The sequence below is a fragment of the Rhizobium sp. FG113 genome (assembly GCF_057809895.1).
The window spans coordinates 1,343,477-1,368,195 of the sequence record NZ_JBMDKV010000001.1 but is presented as its reverse complement, the minus strand read 5'-3'; the positions used below and the strand labels follow the sequence as shown (position 1 = coordinate 1,368,195).

The 24,719-nt window shown below is 63.3% G+C and carries 20 protein-coding genes and 1 pseudogene; 1 reads left to right on the top strand and 20 read right to left on the bottom strand.

Going from position 1 to position 24,719, the window contains the following annotated elements; translation table 11 throughout:
- Position 1: 1 nt before the first annotated feature.
- The 3 genes from ACODTZ_RS06090 to ACODTZ_RS06080 are packed head-to-tail and all read right to left on the bottom strand — an operon-like array spanning position 2 to position 3,157.
- Positions 2-859: an ABC transporter ATP-binding protein gene (locus ACODTZ_RS06090; protein WP_489024506.1), complete on the bottom strand. Its 858-nt coding sequence runs from the start codon at positions 857-859 to the stop codon at positions 2-4.
- Positions 856-1,965: a FecCD family ABC transporter permease gene (locus ACODTZ_RS06085; protein WP_489024505.1), complete on the bottom strand. Its 1,110-nt coding sequence runs from the start codon at positions 1,963-1,965 to the stop codon at positions 856-858. Before ACODTZ_RS06085 ends, ACODTZ_RS06090 begins: the two co-directional genes overlap by 4 nt.
- A gap of 52 nt (positions 1,966-2,017) precedes the next feature.
- Positions 2,018-3,157 carry an ABC transporter substrate-binding protein gene (locus ACODTZ_RS06080; RefSeq protein ID WP_489024503.1) on the bottom strand — a complete coding sequence of 380 codons (1,140 nt, stop codon included), beginning with the start codon at positions 3,155-3,157 and terminating at the stop codon, positions 2,018-2,020.
- Positions 3,158-3,445: 288 nt separating this feature from the next.
- Between ACODTZ_RS06080 and ACODTZ_RS06075 the strand changes: the two genes are divergently transcribed.
- Positions 3,446-4,834, top strand: coding sequence for an FAD/NAD(P)-binding protein (locus ACODTZ_RS06075; protein WP_489024502.1), 1,389 nt, complete (start codon positions 3,446-3,448; stop codon positions 4,832-4,834).
- Between the two features lie 29 nt (positions 4,835-4,863).
- On the opposite strand, the gene ACODTZ_RS06070 is transcribed toward ACODTZ_RS06075, so the two are convergent.
- From ACODTZ_RS06070 to ACODTZ_RS05990, 17 genes and pseudogenes are all read right to left on the bottom strand, one after another.
- The gene (locus ACODTZ_RS06070) at positions 4,864-5,868 is read right to left on the bottom strand and encodes a C-terminal binding protein (protein ID WP_489024500.1); all 1,005 of its coding nucleotides are present in this window, start codon (positions 5,866-5,868) and stop codon (positions 4,864-4,866) included.
- 68 nt (positions 5,869-5,936) lie between these two features.
- Positions 5,937-6,497, bottom strand: a complete 561-nt coding sequence (gene msuE / locus ACODTZ_RS06065) for an FMN reductase (RefSeq protein WP_489024499.1) — start codon at positions 6,495-6,497, stop codon at positions 5,937-5,939.
- Positions 6,498-6,616: 119 nt separating this feature from the next.
- Positions 6,617-7,798 (bottom strand): acyl-CoA dehydrogenase family protein, encoded by a 1,182-nt coding sequence (locus ACODTZ_RS06060; RefSeq protein WP_489024497.1) that lies wholly within the window; start codon positions 7,796-7,798, stop codon positions 6,617-6,619.
- A 107-nt stretch (positions 7,799-7,905) separates the two neighbouring features.
- Complete coding sequence (locus tag ACODTZ_RS06055; RefSeq protein ID WP_209190093.1) at positions 7,906-9,009, bottom strand: LLM class flavin-dependent oxidoreductase; 1,104 nt, start codon at positions 9,007-9,009, stop codon at positions 7,906-7,908.
- Between the two features lie 159 nt (positions 9,010-9,168).
- Positions 9,169-10,251, bottom strand: a complete 1,083-nt coding sequence (locus ACODTZ_RS06050) for an LLM class flavin-dependent oxidoreductase (protein ID WP_489024495.1) — start codon at positions 10,249-10,251, stop codon at positions 9,169-9,171.
- Positions 10,248-11,972 carry a dipeptide ABC transporter ATP-binding protein gene (locus ACODTZ_RS06045; RefSeq protein ID WP_489024493.1) on the bottom strand — a complete coding sequence of 575 codons (1,725 nt, stop codon included), beginning with the start codon at positions 11,970-11,972 and terminating at the stop codon, positions 10,248-10,250. Before ACODTZ_RS06045 ends, ACODTZ_RS06050 begins: the two co-directional genes overlap by 4 nt.
- The gene (locus ACODTZ_RS06040; RefSeq protein WP_489024491.1) at positions 11,951-12,796 is read right to left on the bottom strand and encodes an ABC transporter permease; all 846 of its coding nucleotides are present in this window, start codon (positions 12,794-12,796) and stop codon (positions 11,951-11,953) included. Before ACODTZ_RS06040 ends, ACODTZ_RS06045 begins: the two co-directional genes overlap by 22 nt.
- Positions 12,793-13,803, bottom strand: coding sequence for an ABC transporter permease (locus ACODTZ_RS06035; protein WP_489024490.1), 1,011 nt, complete (start codon positions 13,801-13,803; stop codon positions 12,793-12,795). Before ACODTZ_RS06035 ends, ACODTZ_RS06040 begins: the two co-directional genes overlap by 4 nt.
- A gap of 34 nt (positions 13,804-13,837) precedes the next feature.
- Positions 13,838-15,487: an ABC transporter substrate-binding protein gene (locus tag ACODTZ_RS06030; RefSeq protein WP_489024488.1), complete on the bottom strand. Its 1,650-nt coding sequence runs from the start codon at positions 15,485-15,487 to the stop codon at positions 13,838-13,840.
- Between the two features lie 364 nt (positions 15,488-15,851).
- Complete coding sequence (locus ACODTZ_RS06025; RefSeq protein WP_489024486.1) at positions 15,852-18,197, bottom strand: molybdopterin guanine dinucleotide-containing S/N-oxide reductase; 2,346 nt, start codon at positions 18,195-18,197, stop codon at positions 15,852-15,854.
- 44 nt (positions 18,198-18,241) lie between these two features.
- Positions 18,242-19,621 carry an FAD-binding oxidoreductase gene (locus ACODTZ_RS06020; protein ID WP_489024485.1) on the bottom strand — a complete coding sequence of 460 codons (1,380 nt, stop codon included), beginning with the start codon at positions 19,619-19,621 and terminating at the stop codon, positions 18,242-18,244.
- 71 nt (positions 19,622-19,692) lie between these two features.
- Positions 19,693-20,295 carry a 2-hydroxychromene-2-carboxylate isomerase gene (locus ACODTZ_RS06015; protein ID WP_489024483.1) on the bottom strand — a complete coding sequence of 201 codons (603 nt, stop codon included), beginning with the start codon at positions 20,293-20,295 and terminating at the stop codon, positions 19,693-19,695.
- A gap of 80 nt (positions 20,296-20,375) precedes the next feature.
- Entirely contained in the window at positions 20,376-21,350 is a 975-nt protein-coding gene (locus tag ACODTZ_RS06010) for an NAD(P)-dependent oxidoreductase (RefSeq protein WP_489024482.1), read from the bottom strand.
- A 225-nt stretch (positions 21,351-21,575) separates the two neighbouring features.
- Complete coding sequence (locus ACODTZ_RS06005) at positions 21,576-22,121, bottom strand: TetR/AcrR family transcriptional regulator (protein WP_489024480.1); 546 nt, start codon at positions 22,119-22,121, stop codon at positions 21,576-21,578.
- A gap of 337 nt (positions 22,122-22,458) precedes the next feature.
- A pseudogene (locus ACODTZ_RS06000) lies at positions 22,459-22,548 on the bottom strand (IS6 family transposase); the annotation flags it as partial.
- A gap of 100 nt (positions 22,549-22,648) precedes the next feature.
- A complete protein-coding gene (locus ACODTZ_RS05995; RefSeq protein ID WP_047511488.1) occupies positions 22,649-23,788 on the bottom strand; it encodes a mandelate racemase/muconate lactonizing enzyme family protein in 1,140 nt (379 codons plus the stop codon).
- Between the two features lie 10 nt (positions 23,789-23,798).
- On the bottom strand, positions 23,799-24,707 hold the full coding sequence (locus ACODTZ_RS05990; protein ID WP_489024811.1) for a dihydrodipicolinate synthase family protein: 909 nt from the start codon (positions 24,705-24,707) through the stop codon (positions 23,799-23,801).
- Positions 24,708-24,719: the final 12 nt, after the last annotated feature.

The following is a 24,719-nucleotide window of genomic DNA, read 5'->3' as shown; positions in this document are numbered from 1 at the left end:
GTCAGGCCGTCGCGTAGCCGCGTTGTTCGATGGGGAGTGGCTCGTCAGCGGGCTCCGGTGGCGTGGAGTGCAGCCCGAGAGCGGACTGATCGCGCTCCGGCAATGGATGGACCTGCACGAAGCCCTTGTGCAGCGACAGTTCCACCTCCACGCCGTAGACGCGTTTGATCAGTTCTGGCGAGTACACGTCCGCTGGTCGTCCTTCGGCAATCACCACCCCGTCCTGCAGGAAAACCACGCGGTCGGTGAAGCGAGCGGCCTGGTTGAGATCGTGAATGGCGATCACGGCCGCAACGTTGTTCTTGCGGGTGACGTCACGGGCAACGGCCAGTGTCTGCCACTGATAACGAATGTCGAGCGCGCTGGTCGGTTCGTCCAGAAGCAGGATTTGCGGATCCTGGGCAAGGGCGCGGGCAATCAGCACGCGTTGTCCCTGGCCGCCGGAGAGCTCCGTCACCGCCCGGTCACCGAGGTCCTCAAGGCCCATGCGCTGCATGGCGGCATCGACATGCGCCCAGTCCTCGTCCCGCGGGCGGGTGCCGAAGTAGGGTGTTCGCCCGAGGAGCACGGCTTCGCGGATGTCGAGCCCGAAGGATAGCCCGATCGATTGCGGCACATAGGCGACAATGCGGGCGAGATCGCGGCGTGCAAGCTTGGTGAGGTCAGCATCGCGGTTCCAGGTGATCGAGCCTGATGTCGGCGTGTTGATCCCGGCGATGGTCTTGATCAGCGTCGACTTGCCTGAGCCGTTCGAGCCCAGAAGGCCGACGAGCTCGCCTTTGCCGATCGTCAGGTTCGCGCCCTTGACGACTAGTCTTTTGCCATAGCCGACTTCGAGTGAGGAAATCTGGAGGGTCATTCGATTGCCTTTTGTCGAGAGAGGATGAGGTAGAGGAAGATCGGCGCGCCAACCAAGGCGTCGATGATCCCAACGGGAATGACGCCAGGAGAGATGACGAGCCTGCCGACGGCATCGGCGACGACGAGGAGCAGGGCGCCAATGATGGCTGAAAACGCAATGAGGAAGCGATGATTGGGACCGACGACCAGTCGCGCGATATGCGGCGCGACGAGGCCGACGAAGCCGATGATGCCGGTGAAAGCGATGGTCACCGCCGTCAGCGTCGCCGCGATTGCGATCGTCTGCAGCCGTACCGTCGAGACGGCGACGCCGAGACTCTTGGCCGAATCGTCGCCGGCGAAGGCGATCGCATTGAGGGCGCTCGAGCGGAAGCGGATATAGGGGAAGGCGAGGGCAAGCAGCGCGAATAGCGCGAGCACCTGATACCAGGCCGAATTGTTGACCGAACCCCATGTCCAGCGGACGATTGCTGCAAGCACCTCGTCCTCGGCAAAATATTGGATGCAGGCCGTCAGCGCGCCGAAGAGCTGCGAAAGCGCGATGCCGACGAGGATGAGCGTCGTCGCATGAAGATTGCGCGACGATGCGAGCGAGAGCACCAGCGCTGCGTTGATGAAGGAAAACAGAAGCGCGCCGATGACAAGCGATACCGCCGCGCTTCCGGCCGTGGCGCCGAAGACGACGATGGCCAGCGAGGCGCCGAATGCTGCTGCCGGCGCGATGCCGAGCGTATAGGGGCTGACCAGCGGATTGCGCAGCAGGCCCTGAAACAGCGTGCCGGCGACGGCGAGCGCCGCGCCGCCGAGAATGGCGAGAAGCACGCGCGGCAGGCGCAGTTCCCAGATGACGTTGTGCATCAGGAGCGTGGTGCGATCCGTCGGTACCGTGCCGGTGATCTTGGCCCAGAAGGTCTGCAGGACGTTGACCAGCGTCGCCCCGGAAGTTCCGATCTGGATGCCTACAAGAGCGGTGATGACGACGGCGGCGATCCCGAGGCCGATCGCAAGCTTCTGGCCGGTATAGCGGTCACGCGGTTTGCGGGTGTTGGTCGGAAGGGGATGCGATAAAGGCAGAGAATGGGATTCCGTTTGGACTGAACTCATATTTTCCTCGAAACTGAATGGGTGTCATAGCGCCGAGGCGCATCGCGGCATCTCAGACCTTGCCGTCGAGCCTGTAGGCGTAGTCGACGATCGAGCGGGCTTCGACACCCTGCGCCTTCAGCCATCGGGCGAAGTAGGCGTCGACATCAACATCCGCGAGGCGATCGGGATAAAGCCATTTGGCGACGGCGAGCGCGCCGAGCTGCTTGCCGAGGGCGGAGAAGAAGAAGTTGCTGAAGACGATGACGTTCTTGTCCTGAACCGCCTTGATCGCGCTCCAGCCAGGGCGATCGATGATGCGCTGCGCCTGCGCCGCGAACTGTGTCTGGTCCCAGGGTGCATAGCCGGCCGCCAGACCGTCGACGCCATTGTGGATGATCACATCCGGGTTGCGGTTGATGATCTCGACCGGATCGACCGTGTAGGTGTGGACCGATGCACTGCCGGTATTGGCAATAGTGATGTCGCCGAAGATGTTCTTGCCGCCGCCGAGTACAATCGTGTCATGGAAGCCGGAGCCGGGAAGCGAGGTTGCGAAATCCGCATTGTTTTCGAAATAGACCTTCTTCGGCTCGACACCCTTCAGATGCTGTGCAAGCACCGTATCGATATCATCGTAGAGAGCTGCGAGATCCGCCGCTCCCTTTTCTTGGCCGAAGATCTTGCCGAGGTTGGGCAACTGCGCGCGCAGAACCTTGGGATCCCAGGTGCTGACGACGACAACCTCGATGCCGAAAGGCTTCAGCTTCTCGATCGCATCCTGCCATGGCGCATTGCGGCGGGTGAAGAAGACTTCCGCGCCGGAGGCGGCAATCGTCTCCCAGTTGGGGCCATTGTAATTGCCGGCATCCGGAAGGCTTGCGAACTTGGCAAAATAGTCCTTGTTAGCCGGGTTCTTGGCGGGATTGGTGCTCTGGTCGATCGAGACGATCGTATCGCCGGCGCCTATCGCCCGAACGATCTCCGCCTGGTACCAGAGGTCGGTGTAGACGGCCTTGATCGGCGTCTTGACGCTGATCTCACGGCCAAGTTCGTCGGTGATCGTTACCGTCTTTCTGTCATCGGTCTCGGCGAAGGCCGCCGGCGAAAATCCCTGGACAGACAGCAGCGAGCCGAAAGCAAGAGCGCCGGAAAGCGCAAGCGCCCCGCGACGATTGACGGAAAGGTCGGAAAGGATGGTCGATTTGCGCATTGGTTTCCCCTTGCAGCCGGATGGTGAAGGCGGATCGGACGAAACCCCTCGCCGACCGCTTGACTGTGAGCTTAGGCAAACCGTCAGCGTCTGAGAAAGGCCGATTTTTTATTGTCTATAGATTTAGTAGAATAATATTTGGCGTTCGGTCTGCGCGCTGCCTCTCAAAAAGGGCTTGCCTTCGCAATTATAATTTCTATGCTTTTGGTAGACAATTATGCCTTCATCCCGATCCGAATGAATTAGCCGGCGCATGCTGCCGGGCCAATGCAGGAAAGGAACTGACGCATGACACAGCTCCCCTCCAGTTTTTCCAGACGACCGCAAGATCTGCAGACACGTTCGCTTTTCAAGGTCGCGATCGTCGGCCGCGGCTTCACCGGCATTCTGACGGCCATCGCGCTGCTCAGGACGGTCAAAAGGCCATTCCATCTTGTCATGTATGATCCACAACAGACGGTCGATCTCAGCCGGGGCGTGAGCCAATCGGCGACGACTTTGCTCAACAGCCGTGTTCGCGACCTGTCCGTCGATCCAGTGGTTCGCGACGACTTCAGTAGGTGGCTCGAGGCAGAGCAGACGCTTGGCGATAGCGCCGGTGGTGCGCGGGCGGGACTGGATCAAACATTCGTGCCTGGGGAGCTGTTTTCTCTATATGTGCATCAGCGCTTCTCCGAAGTGCTGCAAAACAGGACCGATGTCGTCGTGCAGATCTGTCCCGAGATTGTGACGGGCTTGGATCATAGCGAGGAACTGGGATTTTCGCTTTCGTTCGGCGACCGGCAGAGCGCCCGTTTTGATGCGGTCTTTCTCGCCACGGGCTATGGACTGCGTGAAAATCCGACGGAAGGGCAGATAAGCCCTGCTGGCGACAATGTCGTCGTGATCGGTGCCGGCGTTCGGGCGGTCGATCGGGCCCTTCGCCTGTTGGCCGACGGCCAGGCGCGACACGTAACGCTTATTTCGGCTCCGGGTTTTCTGCCGCAATCGCATGCCCGCTCGGCCGTTGGGCCCATCGTTTCGGAGGAGCCGTTTCCGCGCACGCTTCGCGGTGCCTTCAGGCATCTGCGTCGGGCGGCGGAGGCCGCCAATGCCGATGGATCCGGTTGGCAGGGGATCATGAATGGCTTCAGGCTGCGTGCCCATGACCTGTGGCAGGAGTTGAGCGCGGAGGAACGCGGCCGCTTCAAGCGCCACGTGCGCGCCATATACGACAGCCATCGCAATCGTCTGCCGCCCGAGCATTTTGAGCGGCTTCACCAGGCCATTGCCGAGGGTGCCATCACGCTGCGCAAGGGCAAGGTCGAACGCATCGCGACGAATGGTGTGCTTTTTTCAGGACCGGCGGGCCTTGAGGTGCTCTATGCCAGCAGGGCTGTCGATTGCCGGTCGCGGCCAACGGAACTCGATTCGCCGCTGTATCGTTCCGTGCTCCGCGCGGGTCTCGCGAAGCGTGACGAAGTCGACCTTGGCATTCTCGTCGATCGCTGCGGCCGCGCGGCACTGGAACCGCAGCGTTTTCAAGGCTTGTTTGCGATGGGCCCGCTCGGCCTGGGCAGTCTGCCGGATATCGACCTGGTGCCCGAGATCGTTACCCAAGGGCATGCCGCCGCTGCCGCGCTCGACAAATGGATCGATGAGCTCGCGCTTGCCGAGCAAAGTAGGGCGGATGAATAGAGCTCGAACTTTTCACCAAGTACGAACCGTCAGATATCTACCCGATTTCTGAGATATCCTTCTTCCAGCAGGATCTTCACCGTCATCGCCGCGTTATGGCGCATCTCGATTGCGGCGTGATCGGAGTAGAAGGCATTGTGCGGCGTGATCACCAAGCGGCCGGCGAGCCAATCTTCCCTGTTGCGCCAAGCCGTCAGGAGCGAATGGTTCCGTGGCGGCTCCTCGGCCAGCGTGTCGATCGCGGCTGCCGCCAAGTGACCGGTTCGCAGCGCGGTCTCAAGCGCGTCGAGATCGTCAAGCAGCTCGCCGCGCGCCGTGTTGACGAGGATCGCTCCACGCTTCAGGCGCGACAGCTTCTCCGCGTCCAGAAGACCGCGCGTCTCGGCGTTAACAGGGCAGTGGAGCGTCACGATATCCGCCTCGGCAAGGAGTTCGTCGAGCCGGTCGACGCGTTGGTAGCCGATCGCCTTTTCATGGCCGCGCGGCTGGCCGGGATCGTAGCCCAGGATGCGGAAGCCGAAAGGCTTCAGGCGGTTGACGACAGCGGTGCCAATCCGCCCGACGCCGATGACGCCGACCGTGGCGCGGTTTGAACGCGGGAGCGGCTTCAGGCTGTGAACTTGCCAGCCGGATGTGTAGCCGCGAGCGCGGGCGTTGTGTTCCCAGAGCCGACGGTGCAGCGAGAGCATCATCGCGACGGCGTGGTCGGCCACTTCCTCGGTGCCGTAGTCGGGATTGTTCGCAAACGGGATGCCGGCTGCCGCAAGCGCCGGCAGATCGATCTTCTCATAGCCGACACCATAGCGCACGACGCCCTTGCAACGCGCAAGATGGGCGATGCTCGTGGCCCCGAGCCGCGCGCCCCAGACCATCAGCGCGTCCAGACGAGCAAGGCGCTCCGGCGAAAATTGCGTTTCGTCGGTGGTTGCGAAATAGTCGATCTCGACCGCGTCGCCCAATAACTCCGCCTCGAGGTGAGGCGTGCCGAACATGTGGTCGGTGATGCCGACCATGGATTTCCGTTGTTCCGCCATGCATTATCCGCCTCTGGCTCTGCCTTGATATCTCGAAGAAACGCATCGCCAGATGCGATAGCGGTTGATTATTCTGCGGCGATCGCCGTGGGTGCGGAGCGGGTGCGCACCAGCGCGGCGGCCTGGATCAGTGCCTGTTCGACGCGGTCGGTAATCGCGGGCGAAGGGGCGCCATCGGTGAAGTCCCGGCTCGAGGCATAGACAGCGGTCGGAACGACAAAGGCCTCGAAGAAGGCAAACAGTGGGCGGAGCTGATGCTCGACCATCAGCGCGTGCCGGTCGCCGCCGCCGGTTGCGGTCAGAATAATGGGCTTGCCGCGTAGGTCGGCCGGATCGAGCAGGTCGATCACATGCTTGAAGAGGCCGGTATAGCTTCCCTTGTAGGTCGGTGAGCCGATGACGAGGGCGTCCGCCTCGATGATCGTGCGGATCACCGCCTGGGCTTTGGTATCGAGGTCGGCAATCGAGCGTGCAGTCGCCAGTGCTGAGCCGAAATCCTCGACGTCGTAGACCACATGATCGAGACCCGCGCGCTCAGCCAGCGACGCCGTAACGCTTTCGACGAAGCGCTTGGTGCTCGAGGGGCGGGTGATATTGCCCGAGAAGCCGACAATAAGATCGTTGCTCATCAAAGTTCCTTTCACGGGTCTTCCCGCTTATTCGAGGGGTGCGCTGGGCCCAAAGGCCGGTTCGCACATGCAGATGTTTCAGGTGCAGGAGGATATTGAGATGCCGCGAGGGCCTTTCGCTATGCCGTCTTAAGCACCGGTATGGCCGGGGAGCGCTCCAAGCGAGCGGCCTCCTCGGCATCCCATTTCTGATAGGCGGCGCGGCCCAGCATCGAGATCGACGTGTCCTCCTGCGGCGCGTGCACCAGCACCGACTGGACGTCCCTGAAATGCCGCTCGATGCCGAGATCGGCATTGAGACCGGGATTGCCAAGGCCGCGCACGGCGAGCTGCACCGCTTCGCGTAGCTGGCGGCCGGCGATCAGGCGGGCCCGGATCAGTCTTTCGGCAGGACCATCCGTCGACGCGAGCGCGCTGAAGATGATCTCGCGGGCGCCGGAAACCAGAAGGTCTATTTCGCCCGAGAGAGTGACGAACCTCTCTATCCGCGCGATCGGGTGGCCGAGGTTGGTGGGAATGCGTTCGTGGGCGAAACGGATGAAGGCCGATTGCGCTGCCTCGGCGGCGCCGAGATAGATCGCGGTCAGCGCAAGGTTCATCGCGGCGTGAGCGCGGTTGTCCTGCTGGGCAACCGAGGGGTCGACCAACTCCAGTGCGTTTTCCGCGGGGACTTCGACATCGACATATTCGACATCGTGCGAGCCCGTCGCCCGCATGCCGAGGCTCTTCCAGTTTTCGATGATGCGAATGCCCGGCAGGCCGTTCGGCACGACGAATGTCCCGATCCGAGCCGAGAGCTCGTCCGTATGCGCCCAGACGAGGAAATGCGTGAGGCCATGCGCGCCCGTCACGAAACGCTTGCGACCGGTGATCGCCCAGCCGTTTGGCGTGCGGCGCGCGACGGTGGCGGGAAGGCCTCCACGGGCGGGTGAACCCAGTTCCGGCTCTACGCGCGCGGCATTGAGGAGCAGCGGACGCTCTTTCGCCTCGGCGAGCAGGCGCCGATAGAGATCATCAGGCCAGTGGCTCTTGGTCGCCTGGCCAAGATGGTTGAAGATCGTCATGGCGCTGATCAGCGCCACCGATGGATCGCCCCGGCCAAGTGCCGCGAGGATATGTGCCGCATCGCTCAGCGTACCGCCCTTGCCGCCGTAGCGGCTGGAAACCGTGCTTTCGAGCAGCCCGGCTTCATGGACGGCGCGAATGCCGGCCCAGGGAAACTGGCCTGTCTGATCGGCTTCGGGTGCTGCTTCCGCGAGGGCGCGCACGGCGTCATCAAGGGCGATCTGATTATAGGGCATGCTGAGGCCTTCTGGCTGTCGGAGTGCATCCTTCTCATCTCGTGAGGATGCTTTTCAGGCGGACGCTGAGAGAGCTGCGGTCCGGCGCAATGGCCGAACCGCATGCATCATGCGGCGTTCTTCTTCTTGGCGTTCTCCCGCTCGCGGATGCCCTCGCGCACCAGCGGCAGAATGTAGCGCCCGTAGTCGACCGCATCGTTGAAATTGTCATAACCACGGATCGAGATCAGGTCGGCGCCGAGGTCGATATAGTCGAGGATCGAATCCGCGATGGTGCGCGGGGAACCCACGAGTGCGGTGGTCGCGCCGCTCGCATTGGTGGCGGTCACCGTCGGATACCAGAGCGCGCGGTCATGCACGTCGCCGCGAGCGGCGATATCGAGCAGGCGCTGCGAGCCCACATTGGCTGGCGGAGTCGCGTTGATCGGCGCGCGCGCCAGGCCCTTCTGGCGGTTGGCAGTCAGCTGATCGAGAACCTTGTGGGCCTTCTCCCAGGCGAGTTCATCGGTCTCGGCGACGATCGGGCGGAAGGTGACCCAGATGCGCGGACGATCCGTGCGGCCGGCCTTCGCGGCTTCGGCGTAGATCCGGTCGATCTGTTGCTTCGTTTCCTTGAGCGGCTCGCCCCAGAGCCCGAAGATGTCGCAGAGCGAGCCGCCGATGCGATAGGCCGCATCCGAGGAGCCGCCGAGCGAGATCGGGATGAGACCGTTGGTGGGACGAACGGCGCTGCGGAACTGCTTGAACTGATAGTATTTCCCATCGAAGTCGAAGGGCTCCTTCGATGTCCAGGCAAGGCGCAGGATGCGGATATACTCTTCCTGCCGCTCATAGCGCTCTTCCTTGCTGAGAAAGTCGCCTTCACGCGCCTGCTCATCGTCACTGCCGCCGGCGATGAAGTGGACGACCACGCGGCCGCCGCTCAGCTGGTCGAGCGTCGCGAGCGATTTCGCGGCCACTGTCGGATAGACCGTGTTCGGCCTCAGCGCGACGATGATCTTGATGTTCTTGGTATGCGCCAGCACCGTGGCGCCGAGCGTGAAAGGGTCGAAGGACGACGAGGAGTAGGGAATGAGGGTGTAGTTGAAGCCGTAGTCGTCAAGGGCGCGTGCGTAGCGCTCCAAAAAGAGCGGGTCGACGGGCGCATCCGGCAGCGGGTTCAGGTCGTTCGATGCGTTCGGAAAGCTTACGCTGATGAATTCCGCGGTCATGGGAGCTCCTTGATGGTGACGGCCAGTGCTTGGACGTTAAGCAGTGGCGAACTGAGAATGAAGAGAGGCATTTCTATTTCTATAGAAAAGATAGAATATTTTGCTGCCGTGCTACTTTGAATGAATGCGTTGGTGGTCGTGATGTGTGCTCTGCCTGGGCTAAAAGCTGGGCGTCCAGCCAAGCGCTGGCGCAACCGTGCGGGAAAGGTCGGTCAACAGCCTGATGTTGTCGGCAAGGCCGAAGGCGGGGGGAAGGAACAGCACCACCTCGTCGGCGGCCGCAAGGCCGGGGTCGTTGAAGACTGCGTCGATCACCTCGTCGGGCGAGCCTTGAAACACCGGCGAGATCCTGAGATCGGCGGATTGGGCGGGCGGCGCGAGCGCGCCGTTGGGGCGCGATGCGGCAATGCCCTTGGTTCGCCGCTCGAGATCGTAGGCGGCGTATTTCTGGCGGAGTTCGCCGCTCGTGCCGACAAGGATCGAGGCAGCGACGGCGACCGGAGGCGGTTCGGTTTTCCAGAGCCTGCGCCAGGTCGACCGGTAGGCTTCGATGATCCGGGCCTGGTACTGGCCGAAGGTCTCGCCCTCCTCGAGGTCATGCAGCACGGTTCCCGAGATCAGGCCGATGCCGAGTTCGGCCGCCTGCACGGCCGAGCTCAGGCTCGCCGAGCCCTGGCGGATACGCGCGCGCAATGTCGGGCTGTGGGGCGTCACCCGTAGCTCGGCGCCCGCAGGCGCACCCTGGCCTGGTTCGGTCACGGTATGAAGCACTTCGCCCGAGATCGCCGCGAGAAACCGCGCCTGGCGGCGCTTGGCTTCCGTGCGGGCATCGGTATCCGTGCTGCCGAACACGGCGTCGAAGGCCGCGTTCGCGCCGGTAGATATCGCGAGCTCCAGCCGCCCGCCGATCAGGAGATCGGTGGTGCCCGCCGCCTCGGCAAGCAGGATCGGGTCCTGGTAGCGCATCGGGATCACCGCCGAGCCGAGCGTGATGCGGCTGGTGTGCTGGCCGGCGGCGGCGAAGAAGGGAAGTGGCGAGGAAAGATAGTGGTCGAAGTGCCGCTGATAGGCCCAGCCCGATTGGTAGCCGAGCGCCTCGGCCTGCCTGAACAGCTCGATACCATCCTTCAGGCCTTGCGCCGGACCGGTATCGTCGCTGAACGACACGCGCGTGTTGAAACCCAACCGTTGCTTCGGCCGGAAGCCTACAGGCACGGTATTGACGGATGCGGCGATGGTCATGCGATTTGCTCCTGACGCTTGACTTGCCGGAGTTTGCCGCGCGGCGCGTGGGCGGCTTCGGCGATCCCCGCGGGGATCGATTCCAGCAGGGACGCGGTGTAGGGATCCTTCGGCGCACCGAAGATATCGGCGACCGTCCCATGCTCGACGATGCGGCCCTGCCGCATGACTGAGACGGAGTGCGCAAGCTGGCGCACCAGGGCCAGATCGTGGGAGACGAAGACATAGGTCAGGCCGAGCTTTGCCTGCAGCGACAGCAGCACCTCGACGATATCGGCCTGGACGCTGACATCGAGCGCGGAGGTCGGTTCATCGAGCACGATGACATCGGGCCTCAGCACCAGCGATCTGGCAATTGCCACGCGCTGGCGCTGGCCGCCGGACAGCGCGCCCGGCTTGCGGCCCAGCAGATGCTCGCCGAGCCCGACATCGGCCAGGGCCTGGCGAACGCGAAGGTCGCGTTCCCCAGACGTGCCGATCTTGAACCGGTCGAGCGGCTCGCGAACGAGGTGCTCGACCTTCCACGTCGGGTCGAGCGAGGTGAACGGGTTCTGGTAGACGAGTTGCAGGTGGCGCCACACGGAGCGCAGCGCGGTCCGGCTTTGACCGGTCACCGTTTCGCCGGCGACGGTGATCGCGCCGCTGTCAGGCTCCTCCAGTCCGAGCAGCAGCCGGATGGTGGTCGTCTTGCCGGAACCGGATTCGCCGACCAGCGCATGCGTGGTCCCCGCGGGAACCTCGAAGGAGATGTCGTCAACCGCCGTCAGCGTCTTGCCGTCGACCGTGAACCGCTTCGTCACGCCGCCGACGGTGATCTTCGGCGTGCGACTGCTGTCCTTGAGAAGCGCGAGGCCGGGGTCGCGCAGCCTCGCGTAGCGGTTCGGGTTAAGCGCCGGAACATCGGCATGCAGCTTGCGGGCATAGTCGGATGCCGGCGCGGCGAAGACCGTCGATGTCCGGCCGGCTTCCTGCACGGTGCCGTTCTTCAGAACGACGAGTGCATCCGCGCGCTCGGCGGCAATCGCCAGGTCGTGGGTGATGAGGAGAAGGCTGATGTCGAGTTCGTGCTGCAGGCGCGACAGCAGATCGAGAATCCGCTTCTGGATGGTGACGTCGAGCGCCGAGGTCGGCTCGTCGGCGACGAGAAGCGTGGGGCGGGGCAGCACGGCCAGCCCGATCAGCACACGCTGCAGCATGCCGCCGGAAAGCTGGTGCGGGTAGGATTCGTAGACGCGGGCGGGATTGTCGAGGCCGACCTGCGCGAAGGTTTCGAGGATGAGCGCCTTGCGGATCGCTACGTTGGGCTCATCGGTCAGCGCCGCCGCCTCCATTGCCTGCGCGCCGATGGTGCGAACGGGATTGAGCGCGTTGCCTGGATCCTGTGGCACGAAGCCGATCTTGCGTCCGCGAAGCGGCCGGAAGTGACGCTCGGATTGCGCCAGTATGTCCTTGCCGCCGAACACGATCTTCCCATTCGCCGCGCCGCCGCTAGGCAGCAGCCGCAACACAGCGCGCGCGATCGTCGATTTGCCCGATCCGGATTCGCCGATGAGCGCGAGGCTCTTGCCTTGTCCGAGTTCGAAATCGACGCCATGAACCACCTCCTGGCGCCCATAGGACACCGAGAGGTTCTCGACGGTCAGGAGCGGTGCTGCGCTGGTCGCGACAAGGGCGTCCTGGTGGGTGATGAAGGCGGTGTTCAGTCTGTTTTGCGAAGCCATCGGCTGATCCTGTTCACAGAGAGGACGGTCGCGATCGTGACGAAAGCGGGTGCATAAACGAGCCAGGGCCATTTGAGATAATCCTTGCCGATCGAGATCAGCAGGCCCCAATCGGAGGCTGGCGGCGGGTCGCCGTAGCCGAGGAAGGCAAGGCTGGCGATGACGAGGATCGACTCGCCGAATTGCAGAACGGCGAGCGGCAGCACCGAGCGCGAGGCGTTCGGGAGCACATGGCGCAAGAGGATGTACCAGCGCGAACCGCCCGACAGGAACGAGGCCTCGACGAAGGTCGACTGCCGGGTCTTGATGACCTCCGAGCGCGTGACGCGCGCGAAGAAGGCGACGGCCGAGACGCCGGTCGCGATGGCGGCGTTGATGGTCTCGAAGCCGATGGCCGTCACCACGATGACCGCCAACAAAAACTTGGGAATGGAGAGCAGTACATCGACCAGCCGTGCGAAGACGATATCGACCCATCCGCCGAGAAAGCCCGCGACCAGCCCGATCAACCCGCCCGCCACGACGCCGATGACGACGGCGACGAGCGCGCTGGAGACCGAAGAGGCCGTGCCGAAGACAACGCGGGCATAGACATCGCGGCCGAGATGATCGGTGCCGAACCAATGCGCGAAGCTCGGGCCCAACAGCTTGTCGGCGGGGACGCCGACAACAGGGCTATGGCTGGTAAACAGCTGCGGCGCGATCGACCACCCAATCACGATCGCGATGATCACGAAGGACAGCGCGACGGTGGCAGGGAGGCGCAGAGCGGCGAGCCGACCGGCGCCTGCGTTCGAGAGGGAGAGATTGGAAACGAGGCTCATGGATGCACCGCCGTGGTCGTGCGGAGGGCGCTGTCATCGGCCGTTGTCGGGCGACGCTTTGCGGCCCCGAGGAGTTTCACGCGGGGATCGAGCAGCGGGTAGAGAAGATCGGCGATCAGGTTGACGAGCACGAAGACGACGGCGCCGAGCGAGACGATCGCCTGCAGCACCGGCAAGTCCTGCGTGCTTACCGATCGCTGCACAAGGCTGCCGACGCCGGTGCGTCCGAATACGGTCTCGGTGATCAGCGAGCCGCCGAGCAACTCGCCGATGGTCAGCGCGACGACGGTGACGACGGGAAGGGAGGCGGGCTTGAGGAGATGCCGGACGAAGAGGCGCATCTGGTCGATGCCCCGGCTGCGGGCAACGGCTGCGTATTCCTGCTCGGCTTCCTTGTCGAGATTGGCGATCAGAACTTCGGCGATCTGCGCGGAAACCGGAATGCCAAGTGCGACAGCGGCAAAGAAGGTTGCCCAGGCGCTGTCGGGGTTGATCACCCTGAAAAGGCCGAGCTGGAAGCCGAAGACGTGGATCAGCACCAGACCGATGACGAAATTGGGCACGGAGAGAAAGAGCGACGGAAAACCACGCAGCAACCCCTGTCCGAACCGCTTGGGCACAAAGCGGGTGCCGTAGGCGACGGCCATGGCGAGCAGCAATGCAACCGCAAGACCGGCCGCCGCCAGGATGAGCGTCGAGGGCAGCACCTCGCTGATCAGGGTCGCGACCGGCCTGTTGGAGCGCATCGACATGCCGAGATCGCCGGTCAGGAAGCCGGAAAGCGAATTCCACAGCTGCACGATGACAGGCTTGTCGAGGCCCTGCGCGGCGATGATCTCGGCGATCTCTTCTTCGCTGAAGCCGTTTTGCGGGTTGCGTAGGACGCTGGTGATCGGGTCGCCAGGCAGGATGCTGACGACCACGAAGGTGAACACATATGCCAGCAGGATGACGACGGCAGCCTGGCCGAGCCGTTTGGCGGCGTAGGTTAGGTAGACATTGCTCATACCGATGCCTCACATGTTTCAGGTATCTCGCACGTCAGCCGACGAGCGAGGCCGTGTAGTAGCTGGCGTAGGCGACGCCGTTGTAGACCTCGCCCTTCAGCTTGGGCGACTGCACGTAGATGCGCTGGACAATCTGCGTGCGCGGGATGAAATAACCCTGGTCAAGGACGTACTGCTGCAGGTCGTCGAGGAGCGGCTTGCGCTCGTCGATGGAACCGGCGCCGGCGATCTTGTCGCGCAGGTCGTTGAGCTTGGCGTCGCGGTCGTCGAGTGCGAACCAGTTCTCGCCGTTGTTCGCGTTCGTCAGGATGCTGGCGACAGTGCCGGCGTCGATGAAGCTGCGCGTCACCTCGTAGGTCGGGACGGCTGCGCCGCCGAACTTCACCTTTTCGCCGAAGGTCACGACGTCATAGGCGCGGATGGCGACCTTCCAGCCGATCTTGCCGAGTTGCTGGGCGATCAGTTCGTCGACCGACTTGGAGGTGGCGAGATAGGGATTGGAATGGATGGTCAGCACCAGCGGCTTGCCGTCCTTGCTGCGAATTCCGTCGGCACCCTTCACCCAACCTGCTTCGTCGAGCAGCTTTTCGGCCTTTTCGGGATTGTAGCTCAGAAGATCGCTGTGGTCGGTCGCGCCGGGCACGTTGCTCTGGATGAAGGACGTCGCCAGCTTCCAGTCCGGCGTATAGACGGTGTCGATGATTTCCTGCCGGTTGATGCCGGCCTGCAGGGCCTGGCGAACCTTGACGTCGTCATAGGGCGCCAGCTTGGTGTTGACCGCCCAGCCATTGACGAAGCCGAGATAGCGCGGCGTGGCGATGGTGAAACCGTCGTCCTTGAGCGACTTCAGCTCCTGGGGAGAGGCGTTGTAGGCGATATCGGCCTGGCCGGATTGGACAGAGGCGACCCTGAGGGATGGTTCCGACACCAGCTTGTAAGTGATGGAATCGAGGAAGGCGGGGCCGGTGTGGCCGACGGCTTCCGGTCCCCAGTTGTAGTCCTTGCGCTTGACCAGCGTGACGTGGTCTCCCTCTTTCCAGCTTTCCACCACAAACGAGCCGCTGCCGGCGGTCTTGCTGAGGTCGGCCTGCTCGGAGGCCGGCAGCGCGATGCTCTTGGGAGAGATCAGGATCGATCCGTGATAGCCGAGTGTCGGTATGAAGCCGAGCGTCGGCTTCTTGAAGAAGACCTTCACGGTGCCGGCATCGACGGCTTCGGCGTGATCGTAGGTCTTGGGGAAAAGGCCGATCGGATTGATGCCTTCGTTCTTGCGGCCCGCATACCAGATATCGAGATTGGCGACGACGGCGGCCGCATCGAGCGGTGCTCCGTCGGAGAAGGTCACGCCGCTCTTCAGATGAAGCGTGAATTCGGTTGCCTTGTCATTCTGCTCCCAGCGCTCCACCAGCCACGGGCTGACCTTGCCGTCCTGGTCGACGTAGAGCAGCTTGTCGGTGACGTGGCCCCAGATGTGGCCCTGAAAACTGGAGATCGCGCTGTTGTTCGGGATCCAGGTATCGCCGAGGGAATCGATCAGAAAGGTGATGTCGCCACCCTCGCTCGGCGCGTCGGCGGCCTGCGCGAAACGGGTTGCCGAGGCAACGAGTGCCGCACCCACGGCCACGGATGTGGTGATCAGCAGGCGGCGTCGGGAGAGGGAAAGCAGGGAGGAACGTTCGGTCATGGGTGATCCAGATGATGGGAGTGATATCTTGGTTATGGCGTCGGGTCGCGCAGACGCGCGAGCGCAAGGCCGCCGTGAAGTGCCGCGACTTGTAAGGGTGCATGGGCGATAGGCGCGGGCGGAAAGCCCGGTGTTATCGGACCGGCATGATGGAGCACATCGCGCGCGGACCGTGCGTTCTGGTCTTTGTGTCGGTCATAAAAAGCTCCCTCGTTTCGGCTTCAAGTTCATGACGGATAACCTAGCAGCGCATCCCGCTGGAGAAAGACTAGTTATTCTTTTTCTATGGAGTTTGTAGATTAATTTGCCGGGATTCTGGATGCTGTTTGGATTGGTGTTTCGGGGCGTTTTTCAAGAGCGGACCTCACGTCCGATCGTCGAGCGCGGCCCCGATGCCGGCATGGTCTTCGCGCGCCACGAAGCGCATCGGCTCGAAAATTCGCACCGGCGGCAGCGGGCCGGCAAAGCGCTCAAGTTCGACCCTCGTGATCTGCCCGGTCGAGCCCTGCGCAAGCTTCGACGTGCCGATATCGCGCGTCAGGATGTTCGGGTTTCCGTGAATGCACATGGTGGTTTCCGCCTCAGGATCGGCGGGCTCGAACCATGCGCCCGTTGCCAGCTGCATCACGCCCGGCCGCACGTCGTCGCTGAGGATGGCGGCGGCGAGGCAGCTGCCGCGCTCGTTGAACAGCCTGACGATATCGCCGGCCGAAATCCCGCGCGCGATCGCATCGGCGGGATTGATCCGGATCGGCTCGCGACCGTCGATCTTCGTCGAGCGGCTGAAGGCGCCGTAGTCCAGCTGGCTGTGCAGGCGCTGGTAGGGCTGATTGCAGATCAGATGCAGGGGATAGCGGGCTTCGTCCCCGGCCTCTCCTCTCGAGTTCGGCGGATACCATTGCGGATGGCCGCCGCAATCGTCGTAGCCGAAGCGTGCGACCGTCTCGGAGAAGATCTCGATCTTTCCCGATGGCGTCTGCAGCGGGGAGGCGTCCGGATCGTGCCGGAACCCGTTCGCCGGGCCGCCATCGTCGGGCTTGATGGGAAGGCGCAATTCGCCCCGCTCCCAGAACGTCTCGAAATCCGGCGCCTCGTGGCCGCCGGCGGCGAGCGCCTGGCGCGTCGTCTCGAACAGAAAGGCCAGCCATTCGCGGCTCGTGCGGTTTTCGGTGAAAAGCTCGAACTTGCCGAGCCTCCGCGCGATCTCAGCAAAAATCGCGTAATCGTCCCTGGCTTCGCCGACCGGCTCGATCAGGCGCTTCATCGCGATCATCAGCTGGTCGCGATCCGCAGCACCTATGTCGTCGCGCTCGAGCGTCGTGGTCGCCGGCAGCACGATGTCGGCGTGCCGCGCCGTCGAAGTCCAGGCCGATTCATGCACGATGATCGTCTCCGGCCGCCGGAACGCCGCGCGCAGCCGGTTGATATCCTGGTGATGATGAAACGGATTGCCGCCCGCCCAGTAAACCAGGCGGATATCGGGATAGCGAAGAGCCCGGCCGTTATAGTGAAACGCTTCGCCGGGGCCGAGCAGCATGTCGGCGATCCGCGCGCAGGGAATGAAATCGGGCACCGGGTTCTTGAACTGGTTGAGCGTCGGCAGCGGCACCGCGAGAAGCTTCTTGCCGATATTGCCAAGGGCGCCGAGCGAATAGGAATAGCCGCAGCCATCGAGCCCGATCTGCCCGAGCATGGCCGCAAGCACGATCCCCATCCACACCGGCTGCTCGCCGAAGTCGGCACGTTGCAGCGAATGGCTGACGGTGATCAGTGTCTTGGAACGCGCCATGGCGCGCGCGAGGTCGCGGATAGCGTCAGCGCCGATGCCGCAAATCGAGGCCGCCCATTCGGCGGTCTTCGGCGTTCCGTCGGTGCGGCCGAGGAGATAATCCTCGAAGCGGTCGTAGCCGACGGTATAGCGGTCGAGAAACTGGCGATCGTGCAGCTTTTCGCTGACGAGCACATGCGCGAGGCCGAGCATCAAGGCCACGTCGGTGCCCGGAACGACGGGCATCCACTCGGCATTCACTTCGGCTGGAAAATCATCGGCCAAGGGGCTGACGAGCACGAAGCGGGCGCCGCGGGCGCTCGCCCCTTTCAGCTTCGGCAGCACGACATGGTTGCTGATGCCGCCGCCGTGCACATCGGCATTCTTAATCGCCATGCCGCCGAAGGCGACGACCAGCTCGCTGCTGCGTTCGATCGCGTCCCAGGTGACGCTCTTGCGGTCGAAGCTGTCATAGGGGCCGAGCACATGCGGGATGATGACCATCGCCGCGCCGGAACTGTAGGTGTTGACGGAACGCACGTAGCCGCCGAGCACGTTGAGGAAGCGGTGGATCTGGCTCTGCGCATGATGGAAACGGCCGGCGCTCGCCCAGCCGTAGGAACCACCGAAGACGGCCGTCGGGCCGAAGGTCTCGTAAACCCGCCAAAGCTCCGCCGCGACGAGGTCCGCCGCCTCCGACCAGCTGACTTCGACATAGTCGTCGGCGCCGCGTTTTTGCGCGTGGCCGGGCTTTCCCTCAAGCCAGCCCCGCCGCACGGCAGGCCGCCTGATGCGCACCGGACTATCGGCAATCGCCGCCAGATTTCCCAGCAGCGGCGACGGATGCGGATCATCAGGGTGAGGTTTTATCTCCAGCCGGCCATCGGCCATTCGGCCGGAAAACGCGCCCCAGTGAGAGCTGTGAGGTTTAAACGCATTCATGTCGAAACGCCCTCGCCATCGCGGCCGGTTGCAGAATGTGGGATCTATTGCGGAAGAATCTTCCCGGGATTCATGATGTTCCGGGGATCGATGGCGCTCTTGATCACGGCCATCAGGTCGACGGCATCGCCGTGCTCCTCGCGCATGTAGGCGATCTTGCCTGAGCCAACACCGTGTTCGCCGGTTGACGTTCCGCCAACGGAAATTGCGTATCGCACCATCCTCTTGTTGATGGCCGCGACCTCCTCGAGTTCGGCGTGGTTGTTCGGATCGACCGCGAAGACGACGTGGTAGTTGCCGTCTCCCACATGGCCGAGAATGGCGGCGGGCACGCTGCAGCTCTTGAGCAATTCGCGCGTCTTGACGATGCAGCTGCTGAGTTCCGATACCGGCACGCACACATCGGACGACCAGCCCTTGGCGTTCGGGCGCTGCGACACGACGGCGTAAAACGCGTTGTGGCGCGCCTTCCACAGGCGGTTGCGATCCTCGGGCGCATTGGCCCACGCGAAATCCCGGCCGCCATTGTCCTCGACGATCGCCGCGACCATCTCGACCTGTTCCTGGACGCTGGCGGGCGAGCCGTGAAACTCGAAGGCCAGCGTGTCATCGATCTTCAGCGAGAGGCCGGAATATGCGTTCACCGCCTGGATCAGCCCACGGTCCATCAGTTCCATCCGGGCGACGGGGATGCCGAGCTGCACGACCGCGATCGCGGCGGCCACCGCCTGCTCGACGGTTTCGAACGAGCAAAGTGCAGCCGAGACGGTTTCGGGAATGCCGTAGAGCCGCAGCGTCACTTCCGTGATGATGCCGAGCGTGCCCTCGGAGCCGACGAAGAGCCGCGTCAGGTCATAGCCCGCAGACGATTTGCGCGCCCGGCCGCCGGTGCGGATGATCTGGCCATTGGGGAGCACGACGGTGAGCGACAGCACGTTCTCGCGCATCGTTCCGTAGCGCACCGCATTGGTTCCAGACGCGCGCGTCGCGGCCATGCCGCCGATCGAGGCATTGGCGCCGGGGTCGATCGGGAAGAAAAGCCCCATGTCGCGGAGATGAGTGTTGAGCTGCTCGCGGGTGACGCCGGCCTCGACCGTGCAGTCGAGATCCTCCGCGCTGACGCGGGAGATCTTGGCCATGCGCGAGAGATCGATCGAAACGCCGCCGCGCACCGCCGTCAGATGACCCTCAAGCGACGTTCCGGCCCCGAATGCGATGACTGGCACGCCCTCTGCCGCGCAAAGCCGAACGATCTGCGCCACGTCTTCCGTGCTCTCAGCAAACACCACTGCATCCGGGATCGCCGGCGTGTGGTGAGATTCGCCCCGTCCGTGCTGTTCGCGAAGCGCCTGCGCCGTCGAGAAGCGGTCGCCGAAAAGCTGCAGCAGTGTTTCGCCGAGCGACGACGGAAGGGTGGGGGACATGATCAACTCCGCAAGCATGGTATCGAAACAGACAAGCTGGGCCCCGTTACGAAGCCCGGCCTGGAATTAGGTCAGGCGACCAGTTTTTCGCCCTTGAGGTGACGCTCGAGGAAAGGAAGGCTGTCCTGGCCCCAGTAGAGCTCATCCTCGTAGCGGTAGGTCGGCAGGCCGAAGACGCCGGCTGCCTTGGCGGTTTCGTAATTGGCCTTCCAGACCGCCTGCACGGCCTCGCTCGCACCCTGCTCATCCAATGCCGCGCCGTCGAAGCCCGCTGCGTCGGCGATCGCACGCCGAACGGCGGCGTTGCCGATATCCTCGCCGCCGGTCCAGAAGGCTTCCTGCAGCGCGCTCGCGAGCTTCAGCCAGTCCTTCCCGCTCTCAATCGCGGCGATCAGCATGAATCCGGCCGGTGTCGGGTCGGAAAGGGCTCCCCGGTTTTCAAAGTTCAGCACCTTGCCGCGCAGGGCCGCCCAGCGCTTCAGGTCCTTCATCCAATAGGCGCGGCGCGCCTCCGGGCGGTTGCGCGAGTAGATCGCGCCATTGTCCTCGATCAGCGGAATGACATAGGGCTTGATCGCGGCATTCTGCTTCGCAGCGAGTTCGGCGAACGGGGCGAGGCCGATGAAGGCCCAGGGCGAGCCGACGCCGAAGAAGTAGTCGATGGTCTTTGTCATCTGGTGTCCTCTGGATGGTGTTGTCGCCGTTGGCCATGAGCCGTGTTGAGTTGCAAACTCTTTGCTCCCGTCCTGCGATGTCAGTATCCGCGCCCGGCGACGACGATATCGGTGAGCGTCTCTCCCGCCAGATAGCGGTCGAGATTACCGTGCAGCTTGGCGGCGATGCGCTCCGCATTGTCTTCCGACGACCAGGAGATGTGCGGCGTTAGGCGAATTCTCGGATGAGTGTAGAAGACGTGACCTTGTGGCAGCGGCTCGGGGGCCGTCACATCAAGCGTGGCGGCCGAAACCTGGCCGTTGTCGAGCGCTGCCAGCAAGGCCTCGTCGTCGAGCACTTCGCCGCGGCAGATATTGATGACATGCAGACCGGGCTTGGCTGCCGCAAAAATCTCCGCGTTGACCGAGCGCCGGGTGGCCTGCGTCAGCGGCACGGCCAGAACGAGGTGATCGACCGAGCTGACCATCTCTTGCAGCGATGCGAAGAAGTTGACGTTGCCGGCTTCCCGGGAGGCCTCGCGCTTGACGGCGGAGACAGTCATGCCGAGAGCGTTGAGCTTTTCCGCAGCACGGCGGCCGATCGCGCCGTAACCGTAGATGCCGACCGATTTGCCGGAGACGAGACCGAGCGTGCGCTTCGTCCATTCGTCGGCGGAGCGCGCGAGCAGGCCGTCGAACATCTGCTTTTCGTGGGCGAAGATAGTGGCGACCACATACTCCGCGATTGCTTCGGCCGAGATGCCGCGACCAGTAGTGACCAGCGGCACCTCAAAAGCCCAGTCGGGAAATGCATCGATGCCCGCCGACGCGATCTGCACCCATTTCAGGTTGAACGGCCAGCCATCGGGCTTCTGCCGGGGGGCTGAGTCCCAGCCGCGAAAGAAGGTGAAGAGGAAGTCCGCATCTTTCGGCACATCCCATGCCGGAGCGGTGTCGCAATAGCTGAGAACCTTCGGCTGGCTTGTATGAGCGCTCAGCTTTTCGGCCTGCTCGGGGTCCAGGTTGCAGGCGATAACGGGCGGCCGGTTTTCGCTCCAGCCGGTCTTTGATGACATGATGCTAGCCCCATTGCGCAATTCGTTTTATCGTTCTACTCAATGAAGTAGAACGGTCGTTCTATTCGGAGCTATGTATGGCATGAATCAGCTTTCGCCGAAGGAACAGCGTTCCAATTGCCCGTCGTAATTTGGAATATTTTCCGGGGGGAGCGCCTGCGGTTGCGGCGCGCGTCCCGCAGATCAGGAGAGCGTTGGGTGCGCTTTGTCGCTGGTCGTAGCCGCTCAGGCGTCCGACATGAGATGGGCTGCGATCGACCGGGCGGTCGCGGCTGCTCCGGCCTCGCGCCGCAAGGCCGAGCTTGCCAGCGCGCCCTCGTAAAGAAGCAGGAGCTGCTCGGCGAGGGCGTCGTCGGGTTTCGGCATCAGGCTGAGGAAGAAGCTCTTCAGAAAATCCTTGTGACCGCGCGCCGCGCTCTGGATTTTCGCCGATTGTGGATTCTCGATCGCTGCGAGGAAGAAGGCACAGCCGCGAAAATTTTCCGCGCTGGTCTTCTGCTCGAGGTTCGAGAAGATATCGAGCGCCGCCTCCAGCCCTGTTCTGTCTCCCACCACCTGCGCCAGCTGGTCACGCACGGCTGCATCGCGCTGCTGCAGATAGGCGACGATCATGTCTTCCTTGTTCGCGAAGTGCCGGTAGAAGGTGACCCTCGTCGTCTGCAGATGCTTGATCAGCTCCGCCATGCCGACTAGGTAGGTGCCGTTGGCATAGAAAATGTCACCCAGCCGGGCGAGCAAGTCATCACGACTGGATTTGGTCTCGGAAGACATTTGAGCAGCCTGCGCGTCAGTTGAACGTCAACAAGGCACTCTTGGAGTTGTCGCTCATTTCGGTCAATACCCGCAGGGGAGCGGATCGACGTTTGCTGCTGTTACGGGCAACGCCTCGGCGTTGTCACGGTAAGTTTGGGAGCGTGAGAAGAGCATAGCGGTTTGGAACTTTCAGCCGGTGGATGCCGCAATATTCCGGGCATCGAAGGCTTCGAGGCTATGGTAGCGAATTGTTTGTGCGGCCCGGCGACTGGATGCGCCGACAACAATTACGGGTAGGGGCACCGATCGTCGGGCGCGCTGCAACGGGTCGTCTTTATGCATTCAGCCATGCCGCGCCATAAGATCGGAGTTTATGGGTGATGATACGTCTGGGAACAAAGCCATAGCGCTTTATCAACGCTGCCAACAGGCACTTGGCTGCACGGATCTCCGGTTCGATCCCCCTCAAGAACGACAATATCCGCATCTCTGGATCGAACACTGGCTGCAGCGCATTCACGCGCGGCAGCCAGCCGTAACTCATGTCATGGATAGGCCGTCGATCCGTCGGGCTTGCGGGTGATCTTTCGCTCCCAGTGGATGTAGTCTTCCGTCTGCAGCGCCTTTTCGTCGATCTCCAGGCCCCAGCCGGGGCGATCCGGGCGCAGCTCCATGTGGCCATCGACAGGCATGTAGGGGTCAGCTGCCCAGGGCGCGTGGATGTGCGGCTTGAATTCCAGCACCTTGAAGTTCGGCTGGGCCGCGCAGAAGTGGATGTTGACAGCCGTTGCCAGCGGACCCATCGGGTTGTGCGGTGCGACCGTAACATAATGCGCTTCCGCGATTGCTGCGATGCGCCGCATCTCGCTGACGCCGCCGACCACGCAGATGTCCGGCTGGATGATATCGGCGCCACGGGCAGACAGCAGTGCCAGGAACTCGAAGCGCGAATAGAGCGATTCACCGGTTGCGAGCGGAACGGTCACCTTCGACTTCAGCTCCGTCCATGCCGGGATGTGTTCCGGCCGGATCGGCTCCTCGTAGAACAGCGGATCGTTTGGCGCGATGGCGGCGGCAAGCTGGACGGCCTGATAGGGTTCGAAGATCTTCGCGTGGGCGTCGAAAGCATAGTCGAAATGCGATGGGGTGATCTCGCGTATCTTGCCGAACCAGTCGCCCGTCTCCTTGACGAGTTCGCCCCAGCGGCCGGCATGAAGATCGCGGCGATAGGGGCTGAGCTTGAAGGCGGTATAGCCGTATTTCTCGTTCAGCTCAAGCGACTGGTCGCGCGCGGCTTCCGGGTCCGGCGCCGTATAGACGCCGCAATAGACCTTGACGCGATCGCGCACATTGCCGCCCAGCAGCATGTAGACGGGCAGACCGGCCGCCTTGCCGGCGATGTCCCATAGCGCGTGATCGATCGCCGAGATCGCCGCAAGCCCCAGCGCGCCAGGCGGGAAGCGGCATTGCTGGTTCAGCTTGAGCACGAGGAATTCCACGCGGCGCGGATCCTCGCCCTCGATCTGGTGAAAGAGGTAGTCGAGAAGCGGCGGCAGCGCCCAGTCCGGGCCGTGGTTGTAGCATTCGCCCCAGCCGGAGATGCCTTCGCTCGTCTCGATTTTCAGAAGCAGGCGAGGGCGATCGTCCACGCGCTGCATGTAGGTCTTGATGCCGGTGATATGCATGGGATTTTCCTCAGGCCGCGCGGCTCTTTTCGGCGACATTGTCGACGATGGCGCGCAGGTCGGCGCGCTCGGCTTCGGTCAGGCTCTCGACGCCTGGCACGCGCACGGGGCCGACCTCGGTTCCAAGCATGCCGAGCGCTTCCTTGACGACGGTGACATTGGCGCCGTTGAGATATTTGGTGCGCAGCGCCTCGAAGCCGGCGATATCGTCGATGAGCGCGCGGGCGGCCGCGTAGTCACCGGTTTCCAGCGCCTGGTGGATGGCGTGCGAGCGTTCGGGGAAGACGTTGACGAGGCCGGAGGTGAAGCCACGGGCACCCATCGCGTAGAAGGCCGGGGCCCAACCTTCGGCGAGACCGCAGACCCAGATCGCCGGCGCATCCCTGGTGGCGCGGATCACTTCGGCGAGCAGCATGAGGTTGCCGGATGCAAACTTGATGCCGGCGATATTCGGGTGCAGCGCAAGCTTGCGGAAATCGGCGACGGAGAAGGTGTCGCTGCGCACATAGGCGATGACGGGAACAGTGCTGGCGTCGGCAAGCTCGAGGAAGTAGCGCGCCTGATAGCTTGGGCCGGCGAAGGGGTCCATCGGGTGATGGCCCATGATCGCATCGGCGCCCTCGGCGATGGCATCGCGGGCAAGCGCTTTGGCCTCGGCCAGCGAACGACCGACAGCGGCGCTCACCAGCGATTTGCCGCCGGCCGCCGTGATCGTCGCGGCGTGGACCGCGCGCACTTCGTCCATGGTCAGGGTGAAGAACTCACCGGTGTTGCCGGCGGCCATCAGATTGTGGACCCGCGCATGGGCGAGGCGGGTGATCAGGGCCGAGAGCTTGGCGATATCGACGCTGCCATCCGCTTTGTAGGGTGTTACGGGCACGCCCGATATGCCCGTCAGGGCTTTGCGGATCTTTTCCATTGCCTCGGTCAC

Coding starts and splice junctions, on each gene's coding strand:
- ACODTZ_RS05995 (WP_047511488.1), bottom strand. CDS start 23,788: ATGCATATCACCGGCATCAAGACCTACATGCAGCGCGTGGACGATCGC.
- ACODTZ_RS06060 (WP_489024497.1), bottom strand. CDS start 7,798: ATGCCCTATAATCAGATCGCCCTTGATGACGCCGTGCGCGCCCTCGCG.
- ACODTZ_RS06015 (WP_489024483.1), bottom strand. CDS start 20,295: ATGACAAAGACCATCGACTACTTCTTCGGCGTCGGCTCGCCCTGGGCC.
- ACODTZ_RS06005 (WP_489024480.1), bottom strand. CDS start 22,121: ATGTCTTCCGAGACCAAATCCAGTCGTGATGACTTGCTCGCCCGGCTG.
- ACODTZ_RS06010 (WP_489024482.1), bottom strand. CDS start 21,350: ATGTCATCAAAGACCGGCTGGAGCGAAAACCGGCCGCCCGTTATCGCC.
- ACODTZ_RS06020 (WP_489024485.1), bottom strand. CDS start 19,621: ATGTCCCCCACCCTTCCGTCGTCGCTCGGCGAAACACTGCTGCAGCTT.
- ACODTZ_RS06070 (WP_489024500.1), bottom strand. CDS start 5,868: ATGGCGGAACAACGGAAATCCATGGTCGGCATCACCGACCACATGTTC.
- ACODTZ_RS06085 (WP_489024505.1), bottom strand. CDS start 1,965: ATGAGTTCAGTCCAAACGGAATCCCATTCTCTGCCTTTATCGCATCCC.
- ACODTZ_RS06055 (WP_209190093.1), bottom strand. CDS start 9,009: ATGACCGCGGAATTCATCAGCGTAAGCTTTCCGAACGCATCGAACGAC.
- ACODTZ_RS06040 (WP_489024491.1), bottom strand. CDS start 12,796: ATGAGCCTCGTTTCCAATCTCTCCCTCTCGAACGCAGGCGCCGGTCGG.
- ACODTZ_RS06090 (WP_489024506.1), bottom strand. CDS start 859: ATGACCCTCCAGATTTCCTCACTCGAAGTCGGCTATGGCAAAAGACTA.
- ACODTZ_RS05990 (WP_489024811.1), bottom strand. CDS start 24,707: ATGGAAAAGATCCGCAAAGCCCTGACGGGCATATCGGGCGTGCCCGTA.
- ACODTZ_RS06035 (WP_489024490.1), bottom strand. CDS start 13,803: ATGAGCAATGTCTACCTAACCTACGCCGCCAAACGGCTCGGCCAGGCT.
- ACODTZ_RS06075 (WP_489024502.1), top strand. CDS start 3,446: ATGACACAGCTCCCCTCCAGTTTTTCCAGACGACCGCAAGATCTGCAG.
- msuE (WP_489024499.1), bottom strand. CDS start 6,497: ATGAGCAACGATCTTATTGTCGGCTTCTCGGGCAATATCACCCGCCCC.
- ACODTZ_RS06045 (WP_489024493.1), bottom strand. CDS start 11,972: ATGGCTTCGCAAAACAGACTGAACACCGCCTTCATCACCCACCAGGAC.
- ACODTZ_RS06025 (WP_489024486.1), bottom strand. CDS start 18,197: ATGAATGCGTTTAAACCTCACAGCTCTCACTGGGGCGCGTTTTCCGGC.
- ACODTZ_RS06030 (WP_489024488.1), bottom strand. CDS start 15,487: ATGACCGAACGTTCCTCCCTGCTTTCCCTCTCCCGACGCCGCCTGCTG.
- ACODTZ_RS06050 (WP_489024495.1), bottom strand. CDS start 10,251: ATGACCATCGCCGCATCCGTCAATACCGTGCCTGTAGGCTTCCGGCCG.
- ACODTZ_RS06080 (WP_489024503.1), bottom strand. CDS start 3,157: ATGCGCAAATCGACCATCCTTTCCGACCTTTCCGTCAATCGTCGCGGG.